Origin of the sequence: Kitasatospora sp. NPDC089509 (genome assembly GCF_044749365.1) — a bacterium.
GTDB lineage: Bacteria > Actinomycetota > Actinomycetes > Streptomycetales > Streptomycetaceae > Kitasatospora.
The window spans coordinates 639,910-662,522 of the sequence record NZ_JBIVHS010000002.1; the positions used below are offsets into that span (position 1 = coordinate 639,910).

At 74.6% G+C, this 22,613-nt stretch carries 12 protein-coding genes and 1 pseudogene (1 of these 13 running past the window's edge); 6 read left to right on the plus strand and 7 right to left on the minus strand.

Annotated features, from left to right (window positions below; translation table 11 throughout):
* The 3 genes from ACIP4P_RS06010 to ACIP4P_RS06020 form a co-directional block, all read left to right on the plus strand.
* Nucleotides 1–6,686, plus strand: partial view of an SDR family NAD(P)-dependent oxidoreductase gene (locus ACIP4P_RS06010; protein WP_400915200.1) — the 3' end only. The gene continues 23,809 nt to the left of window position 1, outside the view; 6,686 of the gene's 30,495 nt are visible here — the last part of the coding sequence; its start codon lies off the left edge, out of view; it ends in the stop codon at nucleotides 6,684–6,686.
* A gap of 140 nt (nucleotides 6,687–6,826) precedes the next feature.
* Nucleotides 6,827–7,537 carry a DUF6193 family natural product biosynthesis protein gene (locus tag ACIP4P_RS06015; RefSeq protein WP_400915202.1) on the plus strand — a complete coding sequence of 237 codons (711 nt, stop codon included), beginning with the start codon at nucleotides 6,827–6,829 and terminating at the stop codon, nucleotides 7,535–7,537.
* Between the two features lie 111 nt (nucleotides 7,538–7,648).
* Nucleotides 7,649–8,353, plus strand: coding sequence for a DUF6193 family natural product biosynthesis protein (locus ACIP4P_RS06020; RefSeq protein ID WP_400915204.1), 705 nt, complete (start codon nucleotides 7,649–7,651; stop codon nucleotides 8,351–8,353).
* A 7-nt stretch (nucleotides 8,354–8,360) separates the two neighbouring features.
* Here the strand turns inward: ACIP4P_RS06020 and ACIP4P_RS06025 are convergent.
* Nucleotides 8,361–8,565: pseudogene (locus ACIP4P_RS06025) on the minus strand (transposase); the annotation flags it as partial.
* Between the two features lie 245 nt (nucleotides 8,566–8,810).
* Between ACIP4P_RS06025 and ACIP4P_RS06030 the strand changes: the two are divergent.
* Both ACIP4P_RS06030 and ACIP4P_RS06035 read left to right on the plus strand, forming a co-directional pair.
* Nucleotides 8,811–10,154 carry a serine/threonine-protein kinase gene (locus ACIP4P_RS06030; protein WP_400915205.1) on the plus strand — a complete coding sequence of 448 codons (1,344 nt, stop codon included), beginning with the start codon at nucleotides 8,811–8,813 and terminating at the stop codon, nucleotides 10,152–10,154.
* A 193-nt stretch (nucleotides 10,155–10,347) separates the two neighbouring features.
* On the plus strand, nucleotides 10,348–11,214 hold the full coding sequence (locus tag ACIP4P_RS06035) for a N5-glutamine methyltransferase family protein (protein ID WP_400915207.1): 867 nt from the start codon (nucleotides 10,348–10,350) through the stop codon (nucleotides 11,212–11,214).
* A 36-nt stretch (nucleotides 11,215–11,250) separates the two neighbouring features.
* On the opposite strand, the gene ACIP4P_RS06040 is transcribed toward ACIP4P_RS06035, so the two are convergent.
* Entirely contained in the window at nucleotides 11,251–11,694 is a 444-nt protein-coding gene (locus tag ACIP4P_RS06040) for a tetratricopeptide repeat protein (RefSeq protein WP_400915209.1), read from the minus strand.
* A 105-nt stretch (nucleotides 11,695–11,799) separates the two neighbouring features.
* Between ACIP4P_RS06040 and ACIP4P_RS06045 the strand changes: the two genes are divergently transcribed.
* Nucleotides 11,800–12,483 (plus strand): hypothetical protein, encoded by a 684-nt coding sequence (locus ACIP4P_RS06045; RefSeq protein ID WP_400915211.1) that lies wholly within the window; start codon nucleotides 11,800–11,802, stop codon nucleotides 12,481–12,483.
* Between the two features lie 27 nt (nucleotides 12,484–12,510).
* On the opposite strand, the gene ACIP4P_RS06050 is transcribed toward ACIP4P_RS06045, so the two are convergent.
* From ACIP4P_RS06050 to pabB, 5 genes are all read right to left on the minus strand, one after another.
* A complete protein-coding gene (locus ACIP4P_RS06050) occupies nucleotides 12,511–12,909 on the minus strand; it encodes a GNAT family N-acetyltransferase (protein ID WP_400915212.1) in 399 nt (132 codons plus the stop codon).
* 149 nt (nucleotides 12,910–13,058) lie between these two features.
* Nucleotides 13,059–13,916 carry an ABC transporter permease gene (locus tag ACIP4P_RS06055; protein ID WP_400915213.1) on the minus strand — a complete coding sequence of 286 codons (858 nt, stop codon included), beginning with the start codon at nucleotides 13,914–13,916 and terminating at the stop codon, nucleotides 13,059–13,061.
* Complete coding sequence (locus tag ACIP4P_RS06060) at nucleotides 13,913–14,908, minus strand: ATP-binding cassette domain-containing protein (protein ID WP_400915214.1); 996 nt, start codon at nucleotides 14,906–14,908, stop codon at nucleotides 13,913–13,915. The genes ACIP4P_RS06055 and ACIP4P_RS06060 overlap by 4 nt, the downstream gene beginning before the upstream one ends.
* A gap of 47 nt (nucleotides 14,909–14,955) precedes the next feature.
* Nucleotides 14,956–20,235: a beta-ketoacyl synthase N-terminal-like domain-containing protein gene (locus ACIP4P_RS06065; RefSeq protein ID WP_400915216.1), complete on the minus strand. Its 5,280-nt coding sequence runs from the start codon at nucleotides 20,233–20,235 to the stop codon at nucleotides 14,956–14,958.
* A gap of 33 nt (nucleotides 20,236–20,268) precedes the next feature.
* On the minus strand, nucleotides 20,269–22,560 hold the full coding sequence (pabB, locus tag ACIP4P_RS06070) for an aminodeoxychorismate synthase component I (RefSeq protein WP_400915219.1): 2,292 nt from the start codon (nucleotides 22,558–22,560) through the stop codon (nucleotides 20,269–20,271).
* Nucleotides 22,561–22,613 lie beyond the last annotated feature (53 nt).

Here is a 22,613-nt window from a genome sequence, read left to right on the forward strand (position 1 = left end):
TGGTGGTGGTCCGATCCGTCGCCGGGGAGGTGCACGAGCGGTCGGCGTGGGCCCTGGAGTTGGTGCAGGGCTGGCTGGCGGAGGAGCGGTTCGCCGCCTCCCGGCTGGTCTTCGTGACACGCGGGGCCGTGGGCGGCGACGACCTCGCCGGAGCCGCTGTGTGGGGGCTGGTGCGGTCGGCGCAGACGGAGGAGCCGGGCCGGTTCGGTCTGGTGGACCTTGCGGGGGAGGGGGAGCTGTCCTCCGTCCTGGGCGTTGACGAGCCCCAACTGTTGTTCCTCGATGGTGAGGTGCTCGCCCCGAGGCTCGCCCGGACGGCCCCCGCCTCGGAGCGTCCGGTGTGGCCGAGCGAGGGCACGGTGCTGGTCACCGGCGGTACCGGAGGCCTGGGCCGGCTGGTCGCGCGGCATCTGGCGGGCGAGCACGGTGTGCGCAGCCTACTGCTGGTGAGCCGGCGCGGCCCGGCCGCCGAGGGTGTCGACGAACTGCTGGCCGAACTGGGCGAGTTGGGTGCTGACGGAGTGGTCGAGGCCTGCGACGTGGCCGATGAGGCCGCCGTCGCCGAGCTGTTCGCCCGGTACGAGATCCGTGGGGTTGTTCACACGGCCGGGGTGCTGGACGACGGTGTGGTCGGTTCGCTGACTCCCGAGCGGTTGTCGGCGGTGCTGCGTCCGAAGGCGGACGCGGCGTGGAACCTGCACCGGGCGGCGGAGAACGCCGAGGTCTTCGTCCTCTTCTCCTCGATGGCCGGCACCTTCGGCAGTGCGGGCCAGGCCGCCTACGCGGCGGGCAACGCCTACCTGGACGCTCTGGCGGCGCACCGCCGTACGCAGGGTCGGCCGGCGGTCTCGCTGGCCTGGGGCCCGTGGTCCGAGGTCGCCGGGATGACCGGCACCCTCACCGACACCGAGCGGGTGCGGATGACCCGGGCCGGCGTGCCGCCGTTCGACCCGGAGCACGGGTTGGCACTGTTCGACGCGGCGGTCGCCACCGCCGAGCCGGTCGTCCTGCCGGTCCGGCTCGACCTGCCCACCCTGCGGGACCGGGGCGAGGTCCCCGCCCTGCTGCGCGGCCTGGTCCGGACCCCAGTGCGCCGGGCGGCCGCGGCCCCCGCCGCGGCCGACCTGACCCGGCGGCTCTCGGGCCTGGGCGCGGAGGAACGTCACGCGGCCGTCCTCGACCTGGTGCGCGACCAGATCGCCCTGGTGCTGGACCATGAGAGCCGGTCGACGGTCGACCCGTCGCGGGCGTTCCAGGACCTCGGCTTCGACTCGCTGACGGCAGTGGAACTGCGCAACCGGCTGCGGTCGGCGACCGGTCTCCAGCTGTCGGCCACGGTGGTGTTCGACTACCCGACCGCCCATGCACTCGCCGGTTTCCTGCTGGAGGGCCTGTTCGGCGCCGAGCGGACGACGGACCTGCCGGTCGTGCTGCCCGTGCCGTCGGACGATCCGATCGTGATCGTCGGCATGGCCTGCCGCTACCCCGGTGGCGTCGCCTCGCCCGAGGACCTCTGGCGCCTGGTGGCCGACGGGGTGGACGCGGTGTCGGACTTCCCGGCGGACCGCGGCTGGGACGTCGAGACGCTGTACGACCCGGACCCCGACCACGCCGGCACCTCCTACACCCGGACCGGCGGGTTCCTGCGCGAGGCGGCCGCGTTCGACGCCGGCTTCTTCGGGATGAGCCCGAGGGAGGCGCTGGCCACGGACGCCCAGCAGCGGCTGCTGCTGGAGACGTCCTGGGAGGCCTTCGAGCGGGCGGGCATCGACCCGGTGTCGCTGCGCGGCAGCCGGACGGGCGTGTTCGCGGGCGTGATGTACGCCGACTACGCCAATCTGCTCGGCGGCGGCGAGTTCGAAGGCCACCAGGGCAGCGGCAGCGCGGGGAGTGTGGCCTCGGGCCGGGTGTCGTACACGCTGGGCCTGGAGGGCCCGGCGGTGACGGTCGACACCGCGTGCTCCTCCTCGCTGGTGGCGATGCACCTGGCCGCCCAGGCCCTGCGCGGCGGCGAGTGCTCGTTGGCGCTGGCCGGCGGTGTGACGGTGATGTCCACCCCGGCGACCTTCGTCGAGTTCTCCCGCCAGCGCGGCCTGGCCGCCGACGGTCGCAGCAAGGCCTTCGCGGAGGCGGCGGACGGGGTGGGCTGGGGCGAGGGTGTCGGCATGGTCGTGCTGGAGCGGCTGTCGGATGCTCGCCGCAACGGGCACCAGGTGCTCGCGGTGCTGCGCGGGTCGGCCGTCAACCAGGACGGCGCCTCCAACGGGCTGACCGCGCCCAATGGGCCGTCGCAGCAGCGGGTGATCCGGCAGGCGCTGGCGAGTGCCGGGCTGTCGACGGCTGACGTCGACGCCGTCGAGGCGCACGGGACCGGGACGACGCTGGGTGACCCGATCGAGGCCCAGGCGCTGATCGCCACCTACGGCCAGGACCGTGAACTGCCCCTGTTCCTGGGCTCGATCAAGTCGAACATCGGCCACGCCCAGGCGGCGGCCGGTGTCGCGGGTGTGATCAAGATGGTGCTGGCGATGCAGCACGGGACGCTGCCGCGCACACTGCACGTGGACGCGCCGTCCTCGCATGTCGACTGGACGGCGGGCGCGGTGGAGCTGCTGACCGAGGGCACCGCGTGGCCGTCCACCGACCACCCGCGTCGGGCGGGTGTGTCCTCCTTCGGGATCAGCGGCACCAACGCCCACGTGATCCTGGAACAGCCGGAGCCGGTGGCGTCGGCGGAAGCCGCTGCGGTCGACGGCCCGGTGCCGTGGGTAGTGTCCGCCAAGTCGGAGGCGGCGCTCGACCTCCAGCTGGACCGGCTCGCCGAGGCGGCCGAACTCCCCTCCACCGATGTGGCGTTCACGTTGGCCGGACGCTCGGGCTTCCCGTACCGCGCGGTGCTGGTGGACGGTGTCGAGGTGGCGCGGGGAACGGCGGCCGAGGGCAGGAGCGCGTTCCTGTTCTCCGGCCAGGGCTCGCAGCGGCTCGGGATGGGACGGGAGTTGTACGGCCGGTTCCCGGTGTTCGCCGGGGCCTTCGACGCGGTGTGCGAGCAGTTCGAACTGCCGCTGCAGGAGGTCATGTGGGGTGACGACGAGGGGCTGCTGAACCGGACCGACTACGCCCAGGCCGGGCTGTTCGCCATCGAGGTGGCGCTGTTCCGACTCGTCGAATCGCTGGGTGTGCGGCCGGAGTTCGTGGCCGGTCACTCGATCGGTGAGATCGCGGCCGCGCACGTCGCCGGGGTGTTCTCGCTGGCCGATGCCTGCGCCCTGGTGGCGGCTCGTGGCCGGCTGATGCAGGCCCTGCCGTCCGGCGGGGCGATGCTCGCGGTGCAGGCCACGGAGGGCGAAACCCTGCCGCTGGTCGGCGAGTTCGTCTCGATCGCCGCCGTCAACGGCCCGACCTCCGTCGTCGTCTCCGGCACGGAGGAGGCCGTCGCGTCGATCGAGGTGCACTTCTCGGACCGCCGTACGACCCGCCTTCGGGTCTCCCACGCCTTCCACTCCCCGCTGATGGAGCCGATGCTGGACGACTTCCGCACGGTCCTCAACGGCCTGACCTACCAAGCCCCGTCGATCCCCGTCGTCTCCAACCTGACCGGCGAGGTCGCTCACGACCTCCGGACACCCGACTACTGGGTGCGTCACGTCCGCGAGGCCGTCCGCTTCGCCGACGGCATCCGCACCCTGCACGAGGCAGGGGTTCGCCGGTACCTCGAACTCGGCCCCGACGCCGTCCTCACCGCCCTCACCGCGAGCGCGCTCCCCGACGCCGGCGACACCGTCACCGTCCCGGCGGCCCGCCGGAACCGTCCCGAGGAACTCACCCTCGTGGAAGCCCTCGCCCACCTCCACGTGCACGGCGCGACGGTCGACTGGCGCGCCCTGCTCGCCGGAGCCGGCGCCCGGCACCTCCCCGACCTCCCGACCTACGCCTTCGAGCACCGGGACTACTGGCCGACCGGGCTGCCCGCCGGCCGGGGAGCCGAGTCCGCCGGCCTCAAGAACGCCGAACACCCGCTGCTCACCGGCTCCTTGGAGCTGGCCGACAGCGACGGCGTGCTGTTCACCGGCCGTCTGTCGACCCGCTCCCACCCCTGGGCCGGGGACCACGTCGTGCTGGGTTCCGTCCTGGTGCCGGGCACGGCGCTGGTCGAGCTGGCCGTCCGGGCCGGGGACGAGGTCGGCTGCGACCGGGTCGAGGAACTGACCCTCGCCGCGCCGCTGGTGCTGCCCGGGACGGGCGCCGTACAGCTCCAACTCGCCGTCGGGGCACCGGACGAGGCGGGCCGGCGGCCCGTGACCGTGCACTCCCGCCCGGGCTCGGGCGGCCTGCAGCCGTGGACCCTGCACGCGAGCGGTGTCCTCGGGACGGGCGCGGCACCGGCGGCGTTCGACGCCTCCGTCTGGCCGCCCGCCGGTGCCGAGGCGTTGGACCTGACCGGCCTGTACGAGGGCCTGGCCGAGGCCGGATTCGGCTACGGACCGGCCTTCCAGGGCCTGCGGGCCGCCTGGCGGCACGGCGAGGAGCTGTACGCCGAGGTCGCCCTGCCCGAGGACGTCGAGGGCGGCGCGTACGGCCTGCACCCGGCCCTGTTCGACGCCTGCCTGCACACGCTCGCCGCGGGCGGCGGGAGCGGCGACGGTGGTGGCGCCGGGGTGCCGTTCGCCTGGGAGGACGTCGCACTGCACGCCTCCGGCGCGTCCGCGCTCCGGGTCCGGCTGACGCCGTCCGCGTCCGGGGGACTGGCGCTGGCCGCGGTGGACGCGGACGGGCGCCCGGTGGCCTCGGTGGGCTCGCTCGCGGTCCGGCCGGTCACCGCCGAGCAGCTGGGCGCCGCCGCCCGACCGGCCGGCCACGACGCGCTGTTCCGGGTCGACTGGGTGCCGGTGCAGCCGTCGGACGAGGCGGAGCTCGCCTTCGTCTCCGTCGAGCCGACCGCGCAGGCCTTGACCGAGCTGGCCCTTCAGGCCGCAGGATCCGACCTCCCCGCCGTCGTGGTCGCCGAACTCCCGGTCGGCGGCGCCGAGTCGGTGCACGAGCGGACGGCCGCCGTCCTCGACCTGGCGCAGACCTGGCTCGCGCACGAAGCGTTCGCCGCCGCCCGACTGGTCCTCGTCACCCGGGGTGCGGTGTCCGGCGGCGACCTCGCCGGGGCCGCCGCCTGGGGCCTGGTGCGATCGGCGGCCTCGGAGGAGCCGGGCCGGTTCGGCCTGCTCGACCTCGCCCCCGGCGAGACCGGGTTCCGGCCCGCCGTACTCGGTGTCGACGAACCGCAACTCCTGCTCCGCGACGGAGAGTTGTTCGCCGCCCGGCTGGCTCGGGAGGAGCTCCCGGGCACCTCCCCGAGCTGGCCGACCGGCGGCGCGGTGCTGGTCACCGGCGGCACCGGCGGTCTCGGCCGCCTGGTGGCCCGACACCTCGCCGCAGAGCACGGCGTGCGCAGCCTGCTGCTGGTCAGTCGCAGCGGCGCCGCCGCCGAGGGCGTGGCCGAGCTGGTCGCCGAACTGGCGGGGCTGGGCGCCGAGGCCGTGGTCGAGGCCTGCGACGTGGCCGACGGGGCCGCCGTCGGCGGCCTGTTCGCCCGCCACGACATCCGCGCGGTGGTGCACACCGCGGGCGTCCTGGACGACGCGACGGTCGGCTCCCTCACGCCCGAGCGGATCTCCGGGGTCCTTCGGCCCAAGGCGGACGCCGCATGGCACCTGCACCGCGCCACCGAGGGTCTGGACCTCACCGCCTTCGTGCTGTTCTCCTCGGCGGCCGGCACACTCGGCAACCCGGGCCAGGCCAACTACGCCGCCGCCAACGCGTTCCTGGACGCGCTCGCCCGGCACCGCCGGTCGCTCGGCCTGCCCGCCGTCTCGCTGGCCTGGGGCCCGTGGACCGGCACCGACGGCATGACCGGCGCCCTAACCGCTGCTGAGGCCGAACGACTGGCCCGGGCCGGCCTGCCGCCACTCACCCCGGACCTGGGGCTGGCGCTGTTCGACGCCACCACGGCGAGCCCCGAGCCCGCCGTGCTGCCCCTGCGCCTGGACCCGGCAGCCCTGCGGCAGCGCGGCGAACTGCCGCCGCTGCTGCGCGGACTGGTCCGGATGCCGGTGCGGCGCGGTACGGCCGCAGGGGCGGACGGGGTGCCGGGCGGCGGCGCCGCATTCGTCCGGCAGCTGTCCGAACTGCCGGGCGCCGAACGGGGCGAGGCCCTGCTGGAGGCGGTCCGCCGCCAGGTGGCCGCCGTCCTCGGGCACACCGAGCCGTCCGCGGTCGATCCGCAGCGGGCCTTCCAGGACCTCGGTCTGGACTCGCTGACGGCGGTCGAACTCCGCAACCGCCTCGGCGCATTGGTGGACCTGCGACTGCCCGCGACCCTGGTCTTCGACCACCCGACGGTCGCGGACCTGGCCGACCACCTCTTCGACCGACTCGGCCTGGCCCCCGAACCGACCGCCGGACCGGCCGCACTACTGGCCGAACTCGACCGCCTGGAGCAGGCGTTCGGCGCGGACGGGGTCGACGGCTCGGACGAGGAACTGTTCGACCAGGTGGCCGCCCGGCTGGAGGTGCTGCGCGCCAAGTGGCTCGCCGGCCGGGTCGGCGCGGCCGAGGGGGGCTTCGACTTCGACTCGGCCTCGGACGACGAGATGTTCGCCCTCCTGGACAACGAACTGGGCCTGTCCGACTGACCGGCCCGCCCCGTTCCCCCGGCCCTGGTCCCGGCCCCGGTCCCGCCCGCGCGGGACCGGGGCCGGGCCCGTACCCCGGTCATGTCGAGCACGCGGCGGAGGCGGCCGTGCGGCGGGAGCGGCTCGGGCAGACTGGGACGATGAACACCGGGGTGGGTCACGACGAGGTCGACTGGAACGAGGACGGGGCGCTGCGGGCCGCGTTGGGGCGTACGGCGGAGGAAGTCGGGCTCGCGCTGCCCGAGCCGGACGGGACGTCGGGCAGCCTCGCGGTGTACGTCGACGCGGGGAGCGGTCGGCGCGTGACGGTGTACCCGTGGGGCGGGCGGCGACAGGTCTTCGAGGTGGGCTTTCAGCTGAAGGGCCCGCGCCTGGCCTTCGGCCGGACCGGGGACCTGGCCGAGGTGGTCAGGGCGACGGCGGCCTGGACGGACGGCGTGAGACTGGAGGAGACCCGGGCGCGCGCCCCGTTCGTCCGGTTCCGGCCCTGGGCCCTGGCCCACGAGCAGGAGCCCCTCGGAAAGGTCGAGTTGACCTGGAGCCTCAAGCTCGACCGCATCCACATGCCGCCGTTCGACCGGCACCCTCGCGCCCACGCCGTGCTGGCGGCGGCGTACGCCCAGCCGGTGCTGCGCGGGCTGATGCCGGTCAACAGCCACTACAACCTGTGGTTCTCGACCAGTGTCGAGGAGCCCGGGAAGGCCCGGGTCGGGCACGTCCTCCTCCCCTACGACGAGGGGTGCTACGGGGTGTGGAACCGCGGAGAGCCGATCGCGCGCACCGAGACGGCGGAGGAGGCCGTCGCCCTCGTGGTGGCCGCCCTCCCGGAGGGGCTCGGGCCGGCGAGCTGACGCGAGGCGCATCCAGCGCCGGAGGCCACCGGTCGAACGAGCCATCGCCTCCGTAAGACTTCTGGACCGGCCGCGGCCGTGCGGCGGGAGCGGTTCGGGCAGACTGGGACGATGAACACCGGGGTGGGTCACGGCGAGGTCGACTGGGACGAGGACGGGGCGCTGCGCGCCGCGTTGGGGCGCACGGCGGAGGAGCTCGGGCTCGTGCTTCCCGAGTCGGACCGGGAGTGGGGGCGCCTCGCGGAGTACGTCGCTCCGGGGAATGGTCGGCGCGTAGTGGTGTATCCGCCCGACGAGCGGCGGACCTTCGAGGTGAGCTTCCAGCAGCACGGCCCGCGCCTGGCCTTTGGCGAGACCGAGGACCTGACCGAGGTGGCCAGGGCGACGGCGGCCTGGACCGACGGCGCGGGGCTGGCGGAGACCCGGGCACTCGCACCCTTCGTCCGCTTCCGGCCCTGGGCGCTCGCCCACGAGCGGGAGCCGTTCGGGAAGGTCGAGTTGATGTGGCAGCTCAAGCTCGACCGCGTCCACATGCCGCCGTACGACCGGCACCCGCGCGTCCACGCGCTGCTGGCGGCGGCGTACGCCCGCCCGGAGCTGCGCCAGCTGATGCCGGTCAACAGCCACTTCAACCTGTGGTTCTCCACCGGTGTCGAGGAGTACTGGAAGAACCGGGTCGGGTACATCGTCTGCCCCTACGACGAGGGGCTCTACGGGGTGTGGGGTGGCCAGGAGCTGATCGCACGCACGGAGACTGCGGAGGAAGCCGTCGCCCTCGTGGTGGCCGCCCTCCCGGAGGGCGCCACGGTGGCCTAGTGCCGCATCAGGCAACGTTCGCCCTGGCGACGACTGCGCGAAGGCGCTCGTCGGCGGTGTGCTTGTTCCGCCCGCCAGATGATGTAGCGGCGGATCATGCTGCCCTGCTCCTTGTGGCTGGCGTGGTCGGTGCCGTCGAGTGTGCAGTAGCGCAGGGCGGTGAACTGGGCCTCGATCCGGTTGAGCCAGGAGCTGTTGGTCGGGGTGGCAGCAGCACCATCTGGGCCCGCTGCCAGGTCACCACCGACACGGTGCCCCGGCGGACGATCCGTAGCAGCCGTCTGCTCTCGTCGTCATCGATCTCACGGACCTGCACGCGTTCAGCCACGTGATCATTCTGACGGTCCGGTGTCACCCGGTTTCCAGGCCGGGAGGTGATCCGGATCCGCCCTCGCGCATCGTTCCTGCGGCCGTAGAACCCCAGTAAGGTAAGCGAGTTGACGAACAATGGGGGGTAATGGCAGTGGATGCACAGCTTCTCGTCGGGCGGTACCGATTAGTGCGTCAGCTCGGCCAAGGTGGCATGGGGCAGGTGTGGCAGGCCCAGGATGAGACCTTGGACCGGCCCGTAGCCGTCAAGGTCATCTCCCTGCTCACCGGTGGCGGGAGCCGCGGCGACGAGGCACGGGCCCGGTTCCTGCGCGAAGCCCGGCTCACCGCCCGCCTCCAGCACCCCAACATCGTGACCATCCACGACCTCGGCGAATATGGTGCGGGAGAGGACCGCGTCCCCTTCCTCGTCATGGAACTGGTCAGGGGCGAGGGTCTCGACACACTGATGCGTCGGGGCGCCGCCACTCTGACCGATGCCGCTCGATGGGGCGAACAGATCGCCCATGCCCTGGCCGGCGCGCACGACGCCGGAATCATGCACCGCGACATCAAGCCGTCCAACATCCTGATCACCCCGGCGGGCACCGCCAAAGTCCTCGACTTCGGCATCGCACGCGCCGTCGATCCGACCGATACCCGTCTCACAGAGAGCGGCTTCATCGTCGGTACACCGCCCTACATGGCCCCGGAGCAGGCACGAGGCTTCCCAGAACCGCGCAGCGACCTCTACGCCCTCGGTTGCATCCTCTTCGAGCTGATCACAGGCCGGCTCCCCTTCCAGGCTCCCGACACCCTCGGCTACCTCTCGGCACACCTCACCCAAGAACCGCCCGTGCCCAGCTCGCTATCCATCGGCATCCCCTCCGCGTGGGATGACCTCGTACTGAGGCTGCTGGCAAAGAAACCCGAGCAGCGATACCCGAACGCCACCGACCTCTCCAAGGCGCTACAACACCTCAACCACATACCAGAGCCCGCCGGGGGCCCTGCGCCACCAGCAGGAGTGACCACCCAAGCCCCCTCCGTGACAGCGACGGACCCCCTGGGGCTTACGGCTCCCTCCGACAGAGCAGGTAATCCCTCTGCACGGTCGGACGCATCGGCGCACAGCCCGACACGTCTCAGGCGTGCGACACAGTTCGTCCTCCAGGGTTTCCTCTGGCTGCTCCTGCTTCTCTCGCTGGTCCCCTGGGGGGCGATCGGGCTGCTGGCAGCCATGATGGTCCTGTGGGTGTGGACGGCAGTACTCAGGCCGCACTCCCCGCGGCTGACGCGCGGAACTGGGTACGTTGCGGTGACCATCCTTGTTCTTCAGACCGCAAAGTCTGCGGTCCTCATCTTGGATCCTGCTTATGGGGACGATGGAAGCGGGTGGGCTGTGATCGCGTTGGCCGTCCTGACCATTGCGGCGTACTGCTACCGCGACATTACGAGCCGGCGAGCCCGGCGACGCATGACAGCATCGTAACCACGGCCCGCCCAGCAGCCGGATGGCACATCGACGAGCCGAACGTTGCCTGATGCGGCACTAGCAGGCGGCGGTCGTCAAGTCCCCCCACCCTCCCGGACGCCAGTTCTGGCAGCTCACCTAGCCTCCCCGGCCCCACAGTGGGCGGCATCGTGCGGCGGAGGGCGCCGTTCGACACGGCCGGGAGGCAAGGATGAGACCGACAGTGCTCGGGGACGTGCTCGACGAGGCGGTGCCGGCCCTGCGGGGCGTGGCCCGGGCGGAGGCGCGGCGGGAGGCAGCGGAGTTGGCCGGGCGGGTGCTCGGGGTGGAGCCGGAGGGGCTGGACCCGGCACTGCCGCTGGACGGCCGGGCGGTGCGGCGACTGCGGGAGCTGGTGCGCCGCAGGGCCGAGGGCGTGCCGCTCGGCCAGCTGACCGGGCGGGCGGTGTTCGCCGGACTCGAACTCGCCGTCGGGCCAGGGGTGTTCGTGCCCCGGGTGCACAGCGAGCTGGTGCTGGCGGCCGGCCGGAAGGCCGTCGAGGGCATCCCCGGGCCGACGGTGGTGGACCTGTGCGCGGGCTCCGGGGCGCTCGGGCTGGCCCTCGCCCACGCGCGGCCGGACGCCCGGGTGCACGCGGTCGAATTCGACCCGGTCGCCGTGGACTTCACCCGCCGCAACGCGGCCCGGCGCGCCGCGCTCGGCGACACCGAGGTCACCGTCCACGAGGGCGAGGCGGCCCGGGCGGGCGCACTGACCGGACTGGACGCCGCGGCCGACCTGGTGCTCGCCAACCCGCCGTTCATGCCGGACGCGGCCGAGGTGCCGGACGAGTTCGGCCGCTACCAGCCCCGGCAGGCGGTGTTCGGTGGCGCCGACGGCCTGCGGGTGGTCCGCCAGGTGGTGGAGGCGGCGGAGGGCCTGCTGCGGCCGGGCGGCGTCCTGGTGGTCGAGCACGGCCACCTGCACGGCGCGACGGTCCCGGCCCTGCTCCGGGAGTCCGGGTTCACCGACGTGAGCTGCCGCCCGGACCACGACGGCTGGCCGCTGTACTCGTCCGCCGTCCGGACCGCCTCCTGACGCACCCGCGGCGGCAGTCGGGGGGCTGCCGACCCGTCAGTTCGTCCCACCCGTGCGCTCAAGGTCCGCGTGGGTCCGCAGGAACCCGAGGTACTTGGGGTCGTCCTCGTCGAAGATCCCGGCTCCGCCGCCCATGTAGGCCCTGATCAGCTCGTCCGCAGCCCGGTCGTGGTCGCCCAGCTCGAAGGTGGTCTGGCCCAGCCGAAGGTGGATGTACGGGTTGCCGAGCCCCTCCGGGCACTGGACGGCGTTGTGGAAGCACCGGTACGCCCGGTCGTGCACGCCGAGCCGGAAGTGCACGTCCCCGAGCGCGACGTAGATCCAGGTCGAGGCCGCCCAGTCACGGGGGTCGCCCGGCAGCAACCGCAGCGCCTCGACGTAGCGCTGCTTGGCCTCGACGAACTCGCCCATCCCGGCGAGGGTGTCGCCCTCCCGGCACAGGTCCGTGATCTCGGCATGGACCTCGTCCGGCAGCTGCATGGGTCTTCCCCGTCGTCGATCGTCTTCTCTCTCTTCCAGCGTCGGTCATCTGCCACCCAAGAACAAGACTGCAATTTTCAGGCGGAGACCGGGACCATGGCACGCGTGACCTCTCCTTCCTCGGACTCCGAGACCAGCAGAGAACTGTCCGATCGACTCGCCCACGTCCGCTGGCTCGCCGGCGGTACGGGCTCCGGCAAGAGCACGCTCGCCCACCTACTGGCCGACCGGTACGACGTCGAGGTCTACAACGGCGACCGCGCGGAGCACAGCTGGCTGACGCGGTGCACGCCGCAGCGCCACCCGCGCCTGGCCGCGATGCGTGGCGTGCCACCGGGCGGGATGTGGGCGGGCCGCACCGCACAGGAGGTGTTCCGGGCGATGGCGAGCCTGCACGGAGAGACGACCGGCTTCCTCGTCGAAGACCTCCTCGCCATGCCCGCCGATCACATCGTCCTGGTGGACTACTTCGGGATCCTGCCCAACCACCTCGCACCGCTGCTGTGCCGACCCGACCAGGCGGTCTTCCTCCTGCCCGCACCCCCGTTCCGGCAGGCCGCACTCGGCGCGCGCTACGCGGACCCGGCCCGCGCGAGAGCCACCTGGGGCAGGAACGACACCGCGACCATGCTGGTCAAGCGCCTCACCCGCGATGCCCTCTGGGACGAGGAAGTCCGCAGACAGGCCGACGACCACCGCCTCGACACCATCACGGTCGACGGCAGCACCCCCGCCACCGATCTCGCCGATCAGCTGGCAGCACGCTTCGGCTTGGCCCGCAGAACGTGACGCCCGCCGGGCCGGCGCCGGCCCCGCTCACAGCCGCATGAGTCCGGCGGCGGTCGGCCGGAACCCGCACCGGGCGTAGAAGGACTCCAACTGCGGCTCGTAGTCCACGTGCAGCCACTCGGCACCGCGCGCCCGCGCCTCCTCGGCTGCCGCCCGCACCAGCCGCACCCCGAGCCCCCGCCGACGCTCATCGGGATGCACGGTCGTGTCCAGGATGAAGGCGTGCACCCCGCCGTCGCCCGCGACGTTGACGAACCCGACCAGCCGCCCACCCCGACGCGCCGCGACCCAGGCCAGACTCCGGGCCAACACCGGCCCGAACGACCTCGGCCGGTGCCCCGGCCACGACGCCCCGAACAACTCGTCGAGCTCGTCATCCGCCAGCTCAGGACACACCGTCAACGCCACATCACCACTGCTCACCATGCAGGGAACCCTGCCACGCGCCCCCGGCCGGCGTGCAGCACCTGCTGCACCGCGCGAAGTGAGCGCCGTCCCCGGGCCGCGGGGTGGGTGGGGTGGCGCGCAGGAAGTCGGATGGGCCGACTTCCTGCGCGGCGCGGGCCGGTGCCCTGTCAGCGGGGGGTGAGGGGGCGGCGGAAGCCTCGGGTGGCGAGCCAGGCGCCGGTGGCGGCGACGGCGGTGCCGAGGAGGAGGGCCGGGATGGCGGAGCTGGTGCCGGGGAGGCCGAGGGCCAGGGCGCGGGTGGTGTCGATCGCGTACGTGAGCGGGTTGACGTCGGCGATCGCGGCGAGCCAGTCGGGGAGGTCGGCGGTGGGGACGTAGGCGCTGGAGGCGAACATCAGCGGCAGCACGGCGATGATGGCCAGGTTCTGGATGGGTTCGGCCCGGCGCAGCCAGGCCGCGGCGGCGATGAAGAGCCAGCCGAGGGCCCAGCTCATGAACAGGGTCAGCCCGATCGAGGCGGTGACCGCGACCACCCCGCCGCGCGGGTGGTAGCCGAGCACGAGGGTGCCCAGCAGCAGGATGATCACGGCCTGCACGGCGGCGCGCACCAGGGTGGTGAGGCTGCGCGCGACCAGCAGCGAGCCCGGGGCGACGGGCAGGCAGCGCAGCCGGGCGACGATGCCGTTCTGGAGGTCCTCGACCAGCCCGACCCCGGACTGCACCGCAGACTGCACCGCGTTGTCCACCAGGACGGCGGGCAGCACGAAGTCCAGGTACGTGACGTCCGGCGGGAAGTGCGGGGGCAGGCCCATCCGGCTGAACACCTGGGAGAGCACCACCAGGGTGATGACGGGCTGCAGCAGCCCGAACAGCAGTACGGCGGGGTCCGTCACGAGTGCGCGCAGCGAGCGGCCGGTGAGGATGCGGATCTGGGTGAGCCGCGAACTGCCCTGCCAGGCGGGCGGGTTGGGCAGGACGGGCGTCGCCTCTGGGGGCGGTGCGGTCGCGGTGGTCGGGGTGGTCACCGGGTGGATCCTTCCGAGCGGTCCGAACGGTCGAGACGGTCGGGGCGGTGGGCCAGGGCGAGGTAGACGTCTTCGAGGCCGGGCTCGCCGAAGGTCAGCTCGGCGGCCTCGATCCCCACCCCGTCGAGGGCCCGGACGACCGCCGCGACCTCGCGGGTGGCCTCGATCGGGACGACCAGCGCGGTGCCCTCCCGGCCGGTGACCGGTGCGAAGCCGGCCTCGCGCAGGGCGCGGGCGGCGCGGTCCGGGTCGTCGGAGGGTTCCAGGACGAGGGTGACGGTGCGCCGGCCGACCCGGGCCTTGAGTTCGGCGGGGGTGCCGTCGGCGACGACGGTGCCGCCGGAGAGCACGGTGATGGAGTCGGCGAGCCGGTCGGCCTCGTCGAGGTACTGGGTGGTGAGCAGGACGGTGGTGCCCTCGGCGACCAGCCCTTCGACGATCTCCCACAGGCCGAGCCGGCTGACCGGGTCCAGACCGGTGGTCGGCTCGTCGAGGAACACCACCTCGGGCCGGCCGACCAGGCTCGCGGCCAGGTCGAGGCGGCGGCGCAGCCCGCCCGAGTAGCCGCGGGCGGGCCGGTCGGCGACGTGCCCGAGGTCGAACAGGCCGAGCAGTTCGTCGGCCCTGGCCCGGGCGGCGCGGCGGCCGGCCCCGAGCAGTCCGGCGAGCAGGAGCAGGTTGTCCCGGCCGCTGAGCCGTCCGTCGACGGTGGCGTACTGGCCGGTGAGGCCGATCCGCCGGCGGACCTCGGTCGGTCGCTCGCGGACGTCGTACCCGGCGACGCTGGCCCGGCCGGTGGTGGGTGCGAGGGCGGTGGTGAGGACGTTGACCAGGGTGGTCTTGCCGGCGCCGTTGTGGCCGAGCAGGGCCAGCACGCTGCCCCGGGGGACGGCGAGGCTGACCGAGTCGAGGGCGCGCACGTCGCCGAAGGTCATGCCGACGTCGACCGCCTCGATCACGCGGTCGTCGGTGCCCGGGGGCGTGGGGGTCATGGCCGGATCTCCGTAGGGCGGTGGTGGGTTGAGTGGGGCGCGGCGGGTCAGTCGAGGGCGTCCATCAGCCGGAACAGCTCCTCGTCGGTGGCCGAGCCGAGGCCGGTTCCGGCGTCGGTTCCGGCGTCGGTTCCGGCCCCGGGATCGGCCCCCGGAACGGCCACGGAACCGGTCCCGGAACCGCCGTTGCGGCGGAGCGACCCGCCCAGCGCGCCGCTGCGCCGGGCGAGTTCGCGCAGCCGGGTGGCGTCGGCCGGGTCGAGGGTCTCGCCGGTGGCGAGCAACTCCGCCAGCAGGTCGACCAGTTCGCCCGCGGTTCGGGGCTGCCCGGTGCCCCGGTCGAGGTGGGCGCCGACGGCGCGGACCACGGCATCCGGGGACGGGTGGTCGAACACCAGGGTGGCCGGGAGCACGGTGCCGGTGGCGGCGGCGATCCGTTCGCGCAGTTCGATCGCCTTGACGGAGGTGACGCCGAGGGCGGCGAAGGGCTGCGCGGCGTCCAGTTCGGCGGCGGAGCGGCCGAGCACGCTCGCGGTCTCGGCGAGGACGAGCCGGCGCAGCACGCCGTCCCGCTCCTCGGGGCCGGCCGGAAGCCGGGTCGACGGCCCGTCCGGTACGGGCATGGCCGCGGGCGGCGGTGCGGCGGCCGCGAGCCAGTACGTCTGCCGCTGGAACGGGTACGTCGGCAGGGGCGCGGGCCGGGCGCCGGGCAGGACGGCGTCCCAGTCCACCGGCACGCCGTGCAGGTGCAGGCGGCCGACGGCGGCGAGCAGCGCCCGGGTCTCGTCGGCCCGGTCCGTCGCACCAGCCGTACCAGGTGCACCAGTTGCACCGGTCGCACCGCTCGTACCGGTCGTCAGGACGGCGGCGGCGAGGCCCGCGTCCTCGGCGGCCAGGCACTCGCCGACCATCGGCGCGAGCGCGGTGGCCGGGCCGAGTTCCAGGTAGGCGTCGACGCGTTCGGCGCGCAGCCGTAGGACGGCGTCCCGGAACCGGACCGGTTCGCGGGCCTGCCGAACCCAGTGGCCGGGGTCGCGGGCCTGGTCGGCGGTCAGTGGCAGGCCGGTGACGCCGGAGACCAGGGGTATGGCGGGGGCGGCGAAGGCCAGGCCCTCGACCACGCCCCGGAACTCGTCCAACACCGGTTCCAGCAGCGGGGAGTGGAAGGCGTGCGAGACCCGCAGCCGGGTGCTCCGGCGGTCCGCGAACTGCGCCTCGATCGCCGCGACCGCGGCCTCGGTGCCCGAGACGACCACCGACGACGGCCCGTTCACCGCCGCGAGCGAGACGAACTCTCCGAGCAGCGGCCGGACTTCGTCCTCGGTGGCCCGGACGGCGAGCATCGCGCCTCCGGCCGGGAGGGCCTGCATGAGCCGTCCCCGGGCGGCGACCAGGGCGCAGGCGTCCGCCAGCGACAGCACCCCGGCCACCTGGGCGGCGGCGAGCTCGCCGACCGAGTGCCCGGCCAGCAGGTCGGGGCGGACGCCCCAGGACTCCAACAGCCGGTACAGCGCGACCTCGTGGGCGAACAGTGCGGGCTGGGTGAACTCGGTGCGGTCCAGCAGTTCCGGCTCGTCGCCGAGCGCGGCGCGCAGCGGCCGGGTGAGCAGGGGGTCGAGTGCGGCGCACACCTCGTCCAGTGCGGCGCCGAACTTCGGGAAGGCGGTGGCGAGTTCGCGCCCCATGCCGGGCCGCTGGCTGCCCTGCCCGGCGAACACGAAGGCGAGTCGCCCGCCGCTGTCCCGGCGGCCGGTGGCCGGGAGCACCGGTCCGGGTTCCCCGGCGGCGAACTGCCGTAGCGCGTCGACGAGTTCGGACCGGTCGGCGCCGACCAGCAGGGCCCGGTCCCGGTGCACGGCGCGGGTGGTGGCCAGCGCGTGGGCGAGGTCCGGGAGCGGGTGCCCGGGGTGGGCGGCGACGTGTGCGGCCAGCCGTCCGGCCTGCTCCCGCAGGGCCCGCTCGTCCCGGGCCGAGAACACCAGCGGCACCGGGCCGTCGGCCCCGGGTCGCGACGCGGCCGGCTCGCTCGGCCCCGGCCCCTCCGCGACCGGCTCGCCCGGCGCCTCCTCCAGCACCACGTGCGCATTGGTCCCGCTGATCCCGAACGAGGACACCCCCGCCCGCCGCACCCGGTCGGCGTCCCGGGGCCACGGCCGGTCCTCGGTCAGCAGCCGGACCGCGCCCGAGGACCAGTCCACCCGGGTGGTCGGCTCGGTGACGTGCAGCGTCCTCGGCAGCAGGCCGTGCCGTAGCGCCTGCACCGTCTTGATCACTCCGGCCACCCCGGCCGCCGCCTGGGCGTGCCCGAGGTTGGACTTGACCGACCCCAGCCACAGCGGCCGGTCCGCGGGGCGGGCACCGCCGTGGACGGCGAGCAGCGCCTGGGCCTCGATCGGGTCGCCCAGCGCCGTCCCGGTGCCGTGCGCCTCGACGGCGTCCAGGTCGCCGGGGCCGAGGCCCGCGTCGGCGAGCGCGCGCCGGAGCACCCGCTGCTGCGCGGGGCCGTTGGGCGCGGTGATGCCGTTCGAGGCGCCGTCCTGGTTCACCGCCGAGCCGCGCACCAGGGCGAGCACCGGGTGCCCGTTGCGCCGGGCGTCGCTCAGCCGTTCCAGGACGAGCAGGCCGACGCCCTCCGACCAGGCGGCGCCGTCGGCGTCGTCCGAGAAGGACTTGCAGCGGCCGTCGGGGGAGAGCCCGCGCAGCCGGGAGAACTCGACGAACGAGGTCGGGGTGGCCATCACCGCGACGCCGCCGGCCAGCGCGAGCGAGGACTCGCCGGAGCGCAGCGAGCGGCAGGCGAGGTGCAGCGCGACGAGCGAGGAGGAGCACGCGGTGTCGACGGTGAGCGCCGGGCCCTCCAGGCCGAAGGAGTACGAGATCCGCCCGGCCAGCGCGCTGCCGGCGGTGCCGATCCCGAGCAGTCCCTCCAACTCGGCCGGGGCGCCCGCGCCGTAGTCGTGGTACATCGCGCCGGTGAACACCCCGGTCCGGCTGCCGCGCAGCCCGGTCGGGTCGATGCCGGCCTGCTCCAGCGCCTCCCACGCCGTCTCCAGCAGCAGCCGCTGCTGCGGGTCGGCGGCCAGCGCCTCGCGCGGCGAGAACCCGAAGAAGCCGGCGTCGAACCGTCCGGCGCCGTCCAGGAATCCGCCCCGGCGGACGTAGGACGTGCCGGGGTGTTCCGGGTCGTCGTGGAACAGGCCGTCGAGGTCCCAACCACGGTCGGCGGGGAAGTCCGAGTCGGTGTGGGTGCCGTCGGCGAGGAGCGTCCACAGGTCGTCGGGGGAGGCGATGCCGCCGGGGAGCCGGCAGGCCATGCCGACGATGGCCACCGGCTCGTCGGAGGCCGTGCCCGGGTCCTCCGCCGCCCGCTCGGGGGCCGCGCCGGAGAGCAGCAGGGCGACGGCGGCCGGGGTGGGGTGGTCGAAGCCCAGGCTGACCGGCAGCGGCCGGCCGGTGGCCTCCACCAGCAGGTTGCGCAGCCGGATGGTGCGCACCGAGTCGAGCCCGTACGCGCGGAACGCGGTGTCCGGGCCGATCGGCTCCTCGGCCGGGCCGCGGCCCGCCACCTCGGCCGCGCACCCGCGCACCAGGTCGAGCGCCTCGCCGTACCCGAGCGGGGCCGGCCCGGCCGCACCCTCCGGCGTCCCGACCGATGGACCCGCCGCCGAACCCGCCGAACCCGCCGAACCCGCCGGACCCGCCGCCGAACCCCCGACCGACTCCCGCGCCACCAACTGCTCCAGCGCCAGCCGGTGCAGCTTCCCGGCCGGGGTGCGCGGCAGCTCGTCGACGGTGACCAGCTCCAGCGGGATCTTGTAGTCGGCGGTCCCGCGCCCCTGGAGGTAGGCGGTCACGGCCCGCAGCCCGATGCCCGGGTCGGCGCCGCGGGTGAGCACCAGGCAGGGGATCTCGCCGAGCCGGGCGTCCGGCCGCGCGACGACGGCCAGTGGCCCGATGCCCGGCAGCGCGGCCAGCAGCTCCTGGACCTCGGTGGCGTCGAACTTGCGCCCGCCCACGTTGATCAGTTCCGCCGACCGGCCGTGGAAGGAGAGCTGCCCGTCCGGGCCGAGGCTGGCCCGGTCGCCGGTGCGCAGCCAGCCGTCCGCCGTGATCACGGCGTCGGTCAGTTCGGGCTCCCGGTGGTAGCCGCGGAACATGCTCGGGCTGCGGTACTGGAGTTCACCGGTCTCGCCCGTGGGCAGTTCCGCGCCGTCCCGGTCGACGATCCGGACCCGGGCGCCGGGGGTCGGCCGTCCGACGCCGCGCGCGACGGCGGGCTCGTTCGGCAGGGTCCGGGTGCCGGTGCCCAGTTCGGACATGCCCCAGACCACCACCAGCTCGCTCCCGAGCACCGACCGGACGTCGGCGGCCAGCGCGGACGGGATCGCCGCCCCGGCGGTGCGCACCTGGTGCGGCCGGAAGCCGGCCGGCTCCCCGCCGCGGGCCAGCGCGGCGACGATGTCGTGCAGCTGCGCCGGGACGGCGAAGACCGCGCTCGGCGCGGTGCGTCGGGCCAGGGCGAGGAAGCGCTCGGGGTCCCAGCCGCGCAGCAGCACCTGCGGGCAGGCCCGGAACAGCGCGGTGTGCAGCGACTGGAGGCCGAACAGGTGGGTGAGCGGGCAGGCCGCCAGGATCGCCCCGGCGAAGGCGGCGCCGCCCTCCGCGGCGACGGGGGCGGTGTTGGAGAGCAGCCCGTCGTGGCTGTGCAGGCAGATCTTGGGCCGGGCCGAGGTGGTGCCGGAGGAGGGGATCAGGACCAGCGGCTGGTCCGGCCGGACCTCCACCGGGTGCGGCTCCCGCCCCGCCCGCTCGGCCATCGCCCGGGCCAACGAGCTTGCCCCGGAGGGAAGTTCCTCCGGGGCACGCCCGTCGTCCCCGGCGATCAGGACCGCCCGCAGCGAGGGCACGGCGGCCGCCAGCGCCGCGGCGGTGTCCGCCGCCTCCGGCGCGAGCAGGACGGCGGTCGGGTCCACCCGGCCCAGCAGCGCCCGGACGTCGGCGGGCCCGTAGCCGGCGTGCACCGGCAGCATGACCGCGCCGATGGTGGCGATGGCCACGTGCGCGGTCGGGTACTCCCAGCAGTTGGGCAGCTGGACCGCGACCACGTCGCCCGGGCCGGTGCCCAGCTCCTGGAACACCCGGGCCAGCGCGGCCACCTCGGCCTGCCACTGCCGCCAGGTCAGTTCGCGTCCGCCGTCCACCAGCGCGACCGCGTCGGGCGCGCGCCGGACGGCCGCGGCGAACACCCCGGGCAGGGTGTGCCCGCCCAGGGCCCCGGGACTGCCCGCGGCCGGATCGATCGCGTAGTCATCGCTGTGGACGGACACCTTCACTCCCGGGGTCGGTGGCGGCTACCGCTGTCATCCTCGGCCGGACGCCGCCGGGAAAGCCCTAGAGCCCGAGCCGGCCCCGGCCCCGGAGTCGGCGTCAGCAGCGGCCCCGACCCCCGCGGCAGCCGCAGCCGCAGCCGCAGCAGTGGCCCCGGCACCCACCCCGGACCCGCGCCGCGCCCGCGACGGAGCGGACGGCTGCTGCCCGGGGAACGGGGTCCCCAGCAGCGCCAGCAGCGGCCGGGCCTTCACCACCGTCTCGTCGAACTCGCCCTCGGCGTCGGACAAGGCGATGATCGCGCCGCCGACCCCGTAGCGCAGCCGCCCGCCGCTCAGCACGGCGGTGCGGATCACGATGCTCAGGTCGGCCGCGCCGGTCAGCGAGAAGTAGCCGATCGCACCGGAGTAGATCCCGCGCGGACCGTTCTCCAGCCGGTCGATGATCTGCATGGTGCGGAGCTTCGGGGTGCCCGTCATCGAGCCGCCGGGGAAGGCCGCGCGGACGCCGTCGACCGCGCTGCGCCCGGGGCGCAGCCGCGCCCGTACGGTGCTGACCAGCTGGTGGACGGTGGCGTAGGTCTCGACGTCGAACAGCGGCTCGGCGACCACGGATCCGGTCTCGGCGCAGCTGCCGAGGTCGTGCCGGACCAGGTCGACGACCATCAGGTTCTCGGCGCGGTCCTTCTCGCTGGCCGCCAGGTCGGCGATCAGCAGGGTGTCCTCCACCGCGGTGGCGCCGCGCGGCCGGGTGCCCTTGATCGGCTTGGACTCCATCACCCCGTCGGGGTCGATCCGCAGGAAGCGCTCGGGGGAGGAGCTGAGCACGGACAGCCCGTCGAAGCCGAGGAAGGCGGCAAACGGGGCCGGGCTGATCCGGCGCAGGGCCCGGTAGGCCTGCCAGGGGTCGGCGGGGGCGGGGCCGTCGATCATGTTGGTGAGGCAGACCTCGTAGGTCTCGCCCGCGCTGATCTCGTCCTGGCAGGCGTCGATGAGCTGGAGGTAGGTCCGGCGACGGTGGCGCAGGCGCAGCGGGACGGGCTCGCCGGGCCGGACGGGGGCGGGGTCGGCCAGGACGGCGGCGGGGCCGGCCAGCAGGGCGGCGGTGGTGCTCAGCCAGGCCGCGGCGGAACGGTCCCGGCCGTCCTCCCGGTGGTCCGCGCCTGCGTCGTCCCGCCCCTCCTCGACCAGCGCGAGCAGGTGGACGGCGCCGGTGCCGTGGTCGAGGACCACCGCCCGGTCGGCGAACACCATGACCGCGTCCGGGTCGGGCGAGCGGTGGGCGCGGTCGCCGCCGCACTCGGCCTTGAGCTCGTAGCCAAGGCAGCCGACCCAGCCCAGCGCGAAGTCGAAGGGCAGCTCGGGCACTTGGGTGCGCAGCGAGCGCAGGTCGGCGTCGAGCCAGTCCAGGAAGGCGCCGCGGACCACCTCGACGGTGTCGCCGGAGCGCACCGTCACGGTGCCGCGGTTGACGTCGGCGGTGGCCACCCGGGCGAGCGGGCCGGAGGCGTCGCCCATGACGGAGAACCGGCCGAGCCGGCCGCCGGGGAGGCTGCTGTCCAGCCAGAACGGGTGGTCGCCGGTGCGGAAGAGCCGGTCGAAGACGGCCTCGGCGTCCCACCGGGTGTCGACCGTCCGGCTCAGCACGGTCAACCGCCGGGCGGCGGGTTCGGCGGTTGCGGCCGGTACGGCTGGCACGGGGACGGCGCGGGGGAGCGGTCGGGGCCCGGGCCGGTGCGTCCGGTTGAAGTCCTCGGCGAGGTCGCGGAAGTTGGCGAGCAGCTGGTGCCCGGCCTCGGTGCCGATCGACTCGGGGTGGAACTGCACGCCCCACAACGGGAGTTCGTGGTGCTGGAGGGCCATCACCACGCCGTCGTCGGTGGCCCAGGCGACCGGGTCCAGCCCGGGGGCGAGCGCGGTGACGGCCAGCGAGTGGTAGCGGACGACCTCCAGCGGGTTGGGTAGTCGGCGGAACAGCCCGGTGCCGGTGTGCCGGACGGCGGAGGTCCGGCCGTGCCGGGGTGCGGGCGCCCGGCCGACGGCGGCGCCGTGGGCCAGCGCCAGGCCCTGGTGCCCGAGGCAGACGCCGAGCACGGGCAGCCGCCCCTCGCGGGCGATCGCGGCGCAGTGGCCGAAGTCGGCGGGGTTGTGCGGGGTGCCGGGCCCGGGGGAGAGGACGACGGCGTCGAAGCCGTCGAGCAGTTCGGGCCGCCAGGACGGGTCGTCGTTGCGGATGACCTCCGGCTCCCGGCCGGTGACCTCGGCGAGGTAGTGGAAGAGGTTGTAGGTGAAGGAGTCGTAGTTGTCGACCAGGAGAGTGCGCATCAGGGGTCCTTGTCCTGCCGCGGCCGCCCGCGCGGGGCGTGGTTCGGCGGGCG

What these genes read in the sequence shown, in the direction of transcription:
- pabB (WP_400915219.1), bottom strand. Translation starts at nt 22,560, where the DNA reads ATGCGCACTCTCCTGGTCGACAACTACGACTCCTTCACCTACAACCTC.
- ACIP4P_RS06015 (WP_400915202.1), top strand. Translation starts at nt 6,827, where the DNA reads ATGAACACCGGGGTGGGTCACGACGAGGTCGACTGGAACGAGGACGGG.
- ACIP4P_RS06030 (WP_400915205.1), top strand. Translation starts at nt 8,811, where the DNA reads ATGGCAGTGGATGCACAGCTTCTCGTCGGGCGGTACCGATTAGTGCGT.
- ACIP4P_RS06040 (WP_400915209.1), bottom strand. Translation starts at nt 11,694, where the DNA reads ATGCAGCTGCCGGACGAGGTCCATGCCGAGATCACGGACCTGTGCCGG.
- ACIP4P_RS06050 (WP_400915212.1), bottom strand. Translation starts at nt 12,909, where the DNA reads ATGGTGAGCAGTGGTGATGTGGCGTTGACGGTGTGTCCTGAGCTGGCG.
- ACIP4P_RS06020 (WP_400915204.1), top strand. Translation starts at nt 7,649, where the DNA reads ATGAACACCGGGGTGGGTCACGGCGAGGTCGACTGGGACGAGGACGGG.
- ACIP4P_RS06035 (WP_400915207.1), top strand. Translation starts at nt 10,348, where the DNA reads ATGAGACCGACAGTGCTCGGGGACGTGCTCGACGAGGCGGTGCCGGCC.
- ACIP4P_RS06060 (WP_400915214.1), bottom strand. Translation starts at nt 14,908, where the DNA reads ATGACCCCCACGCCCCCGGGCACCGACGACCGCGTGATCGAGGCGGTC.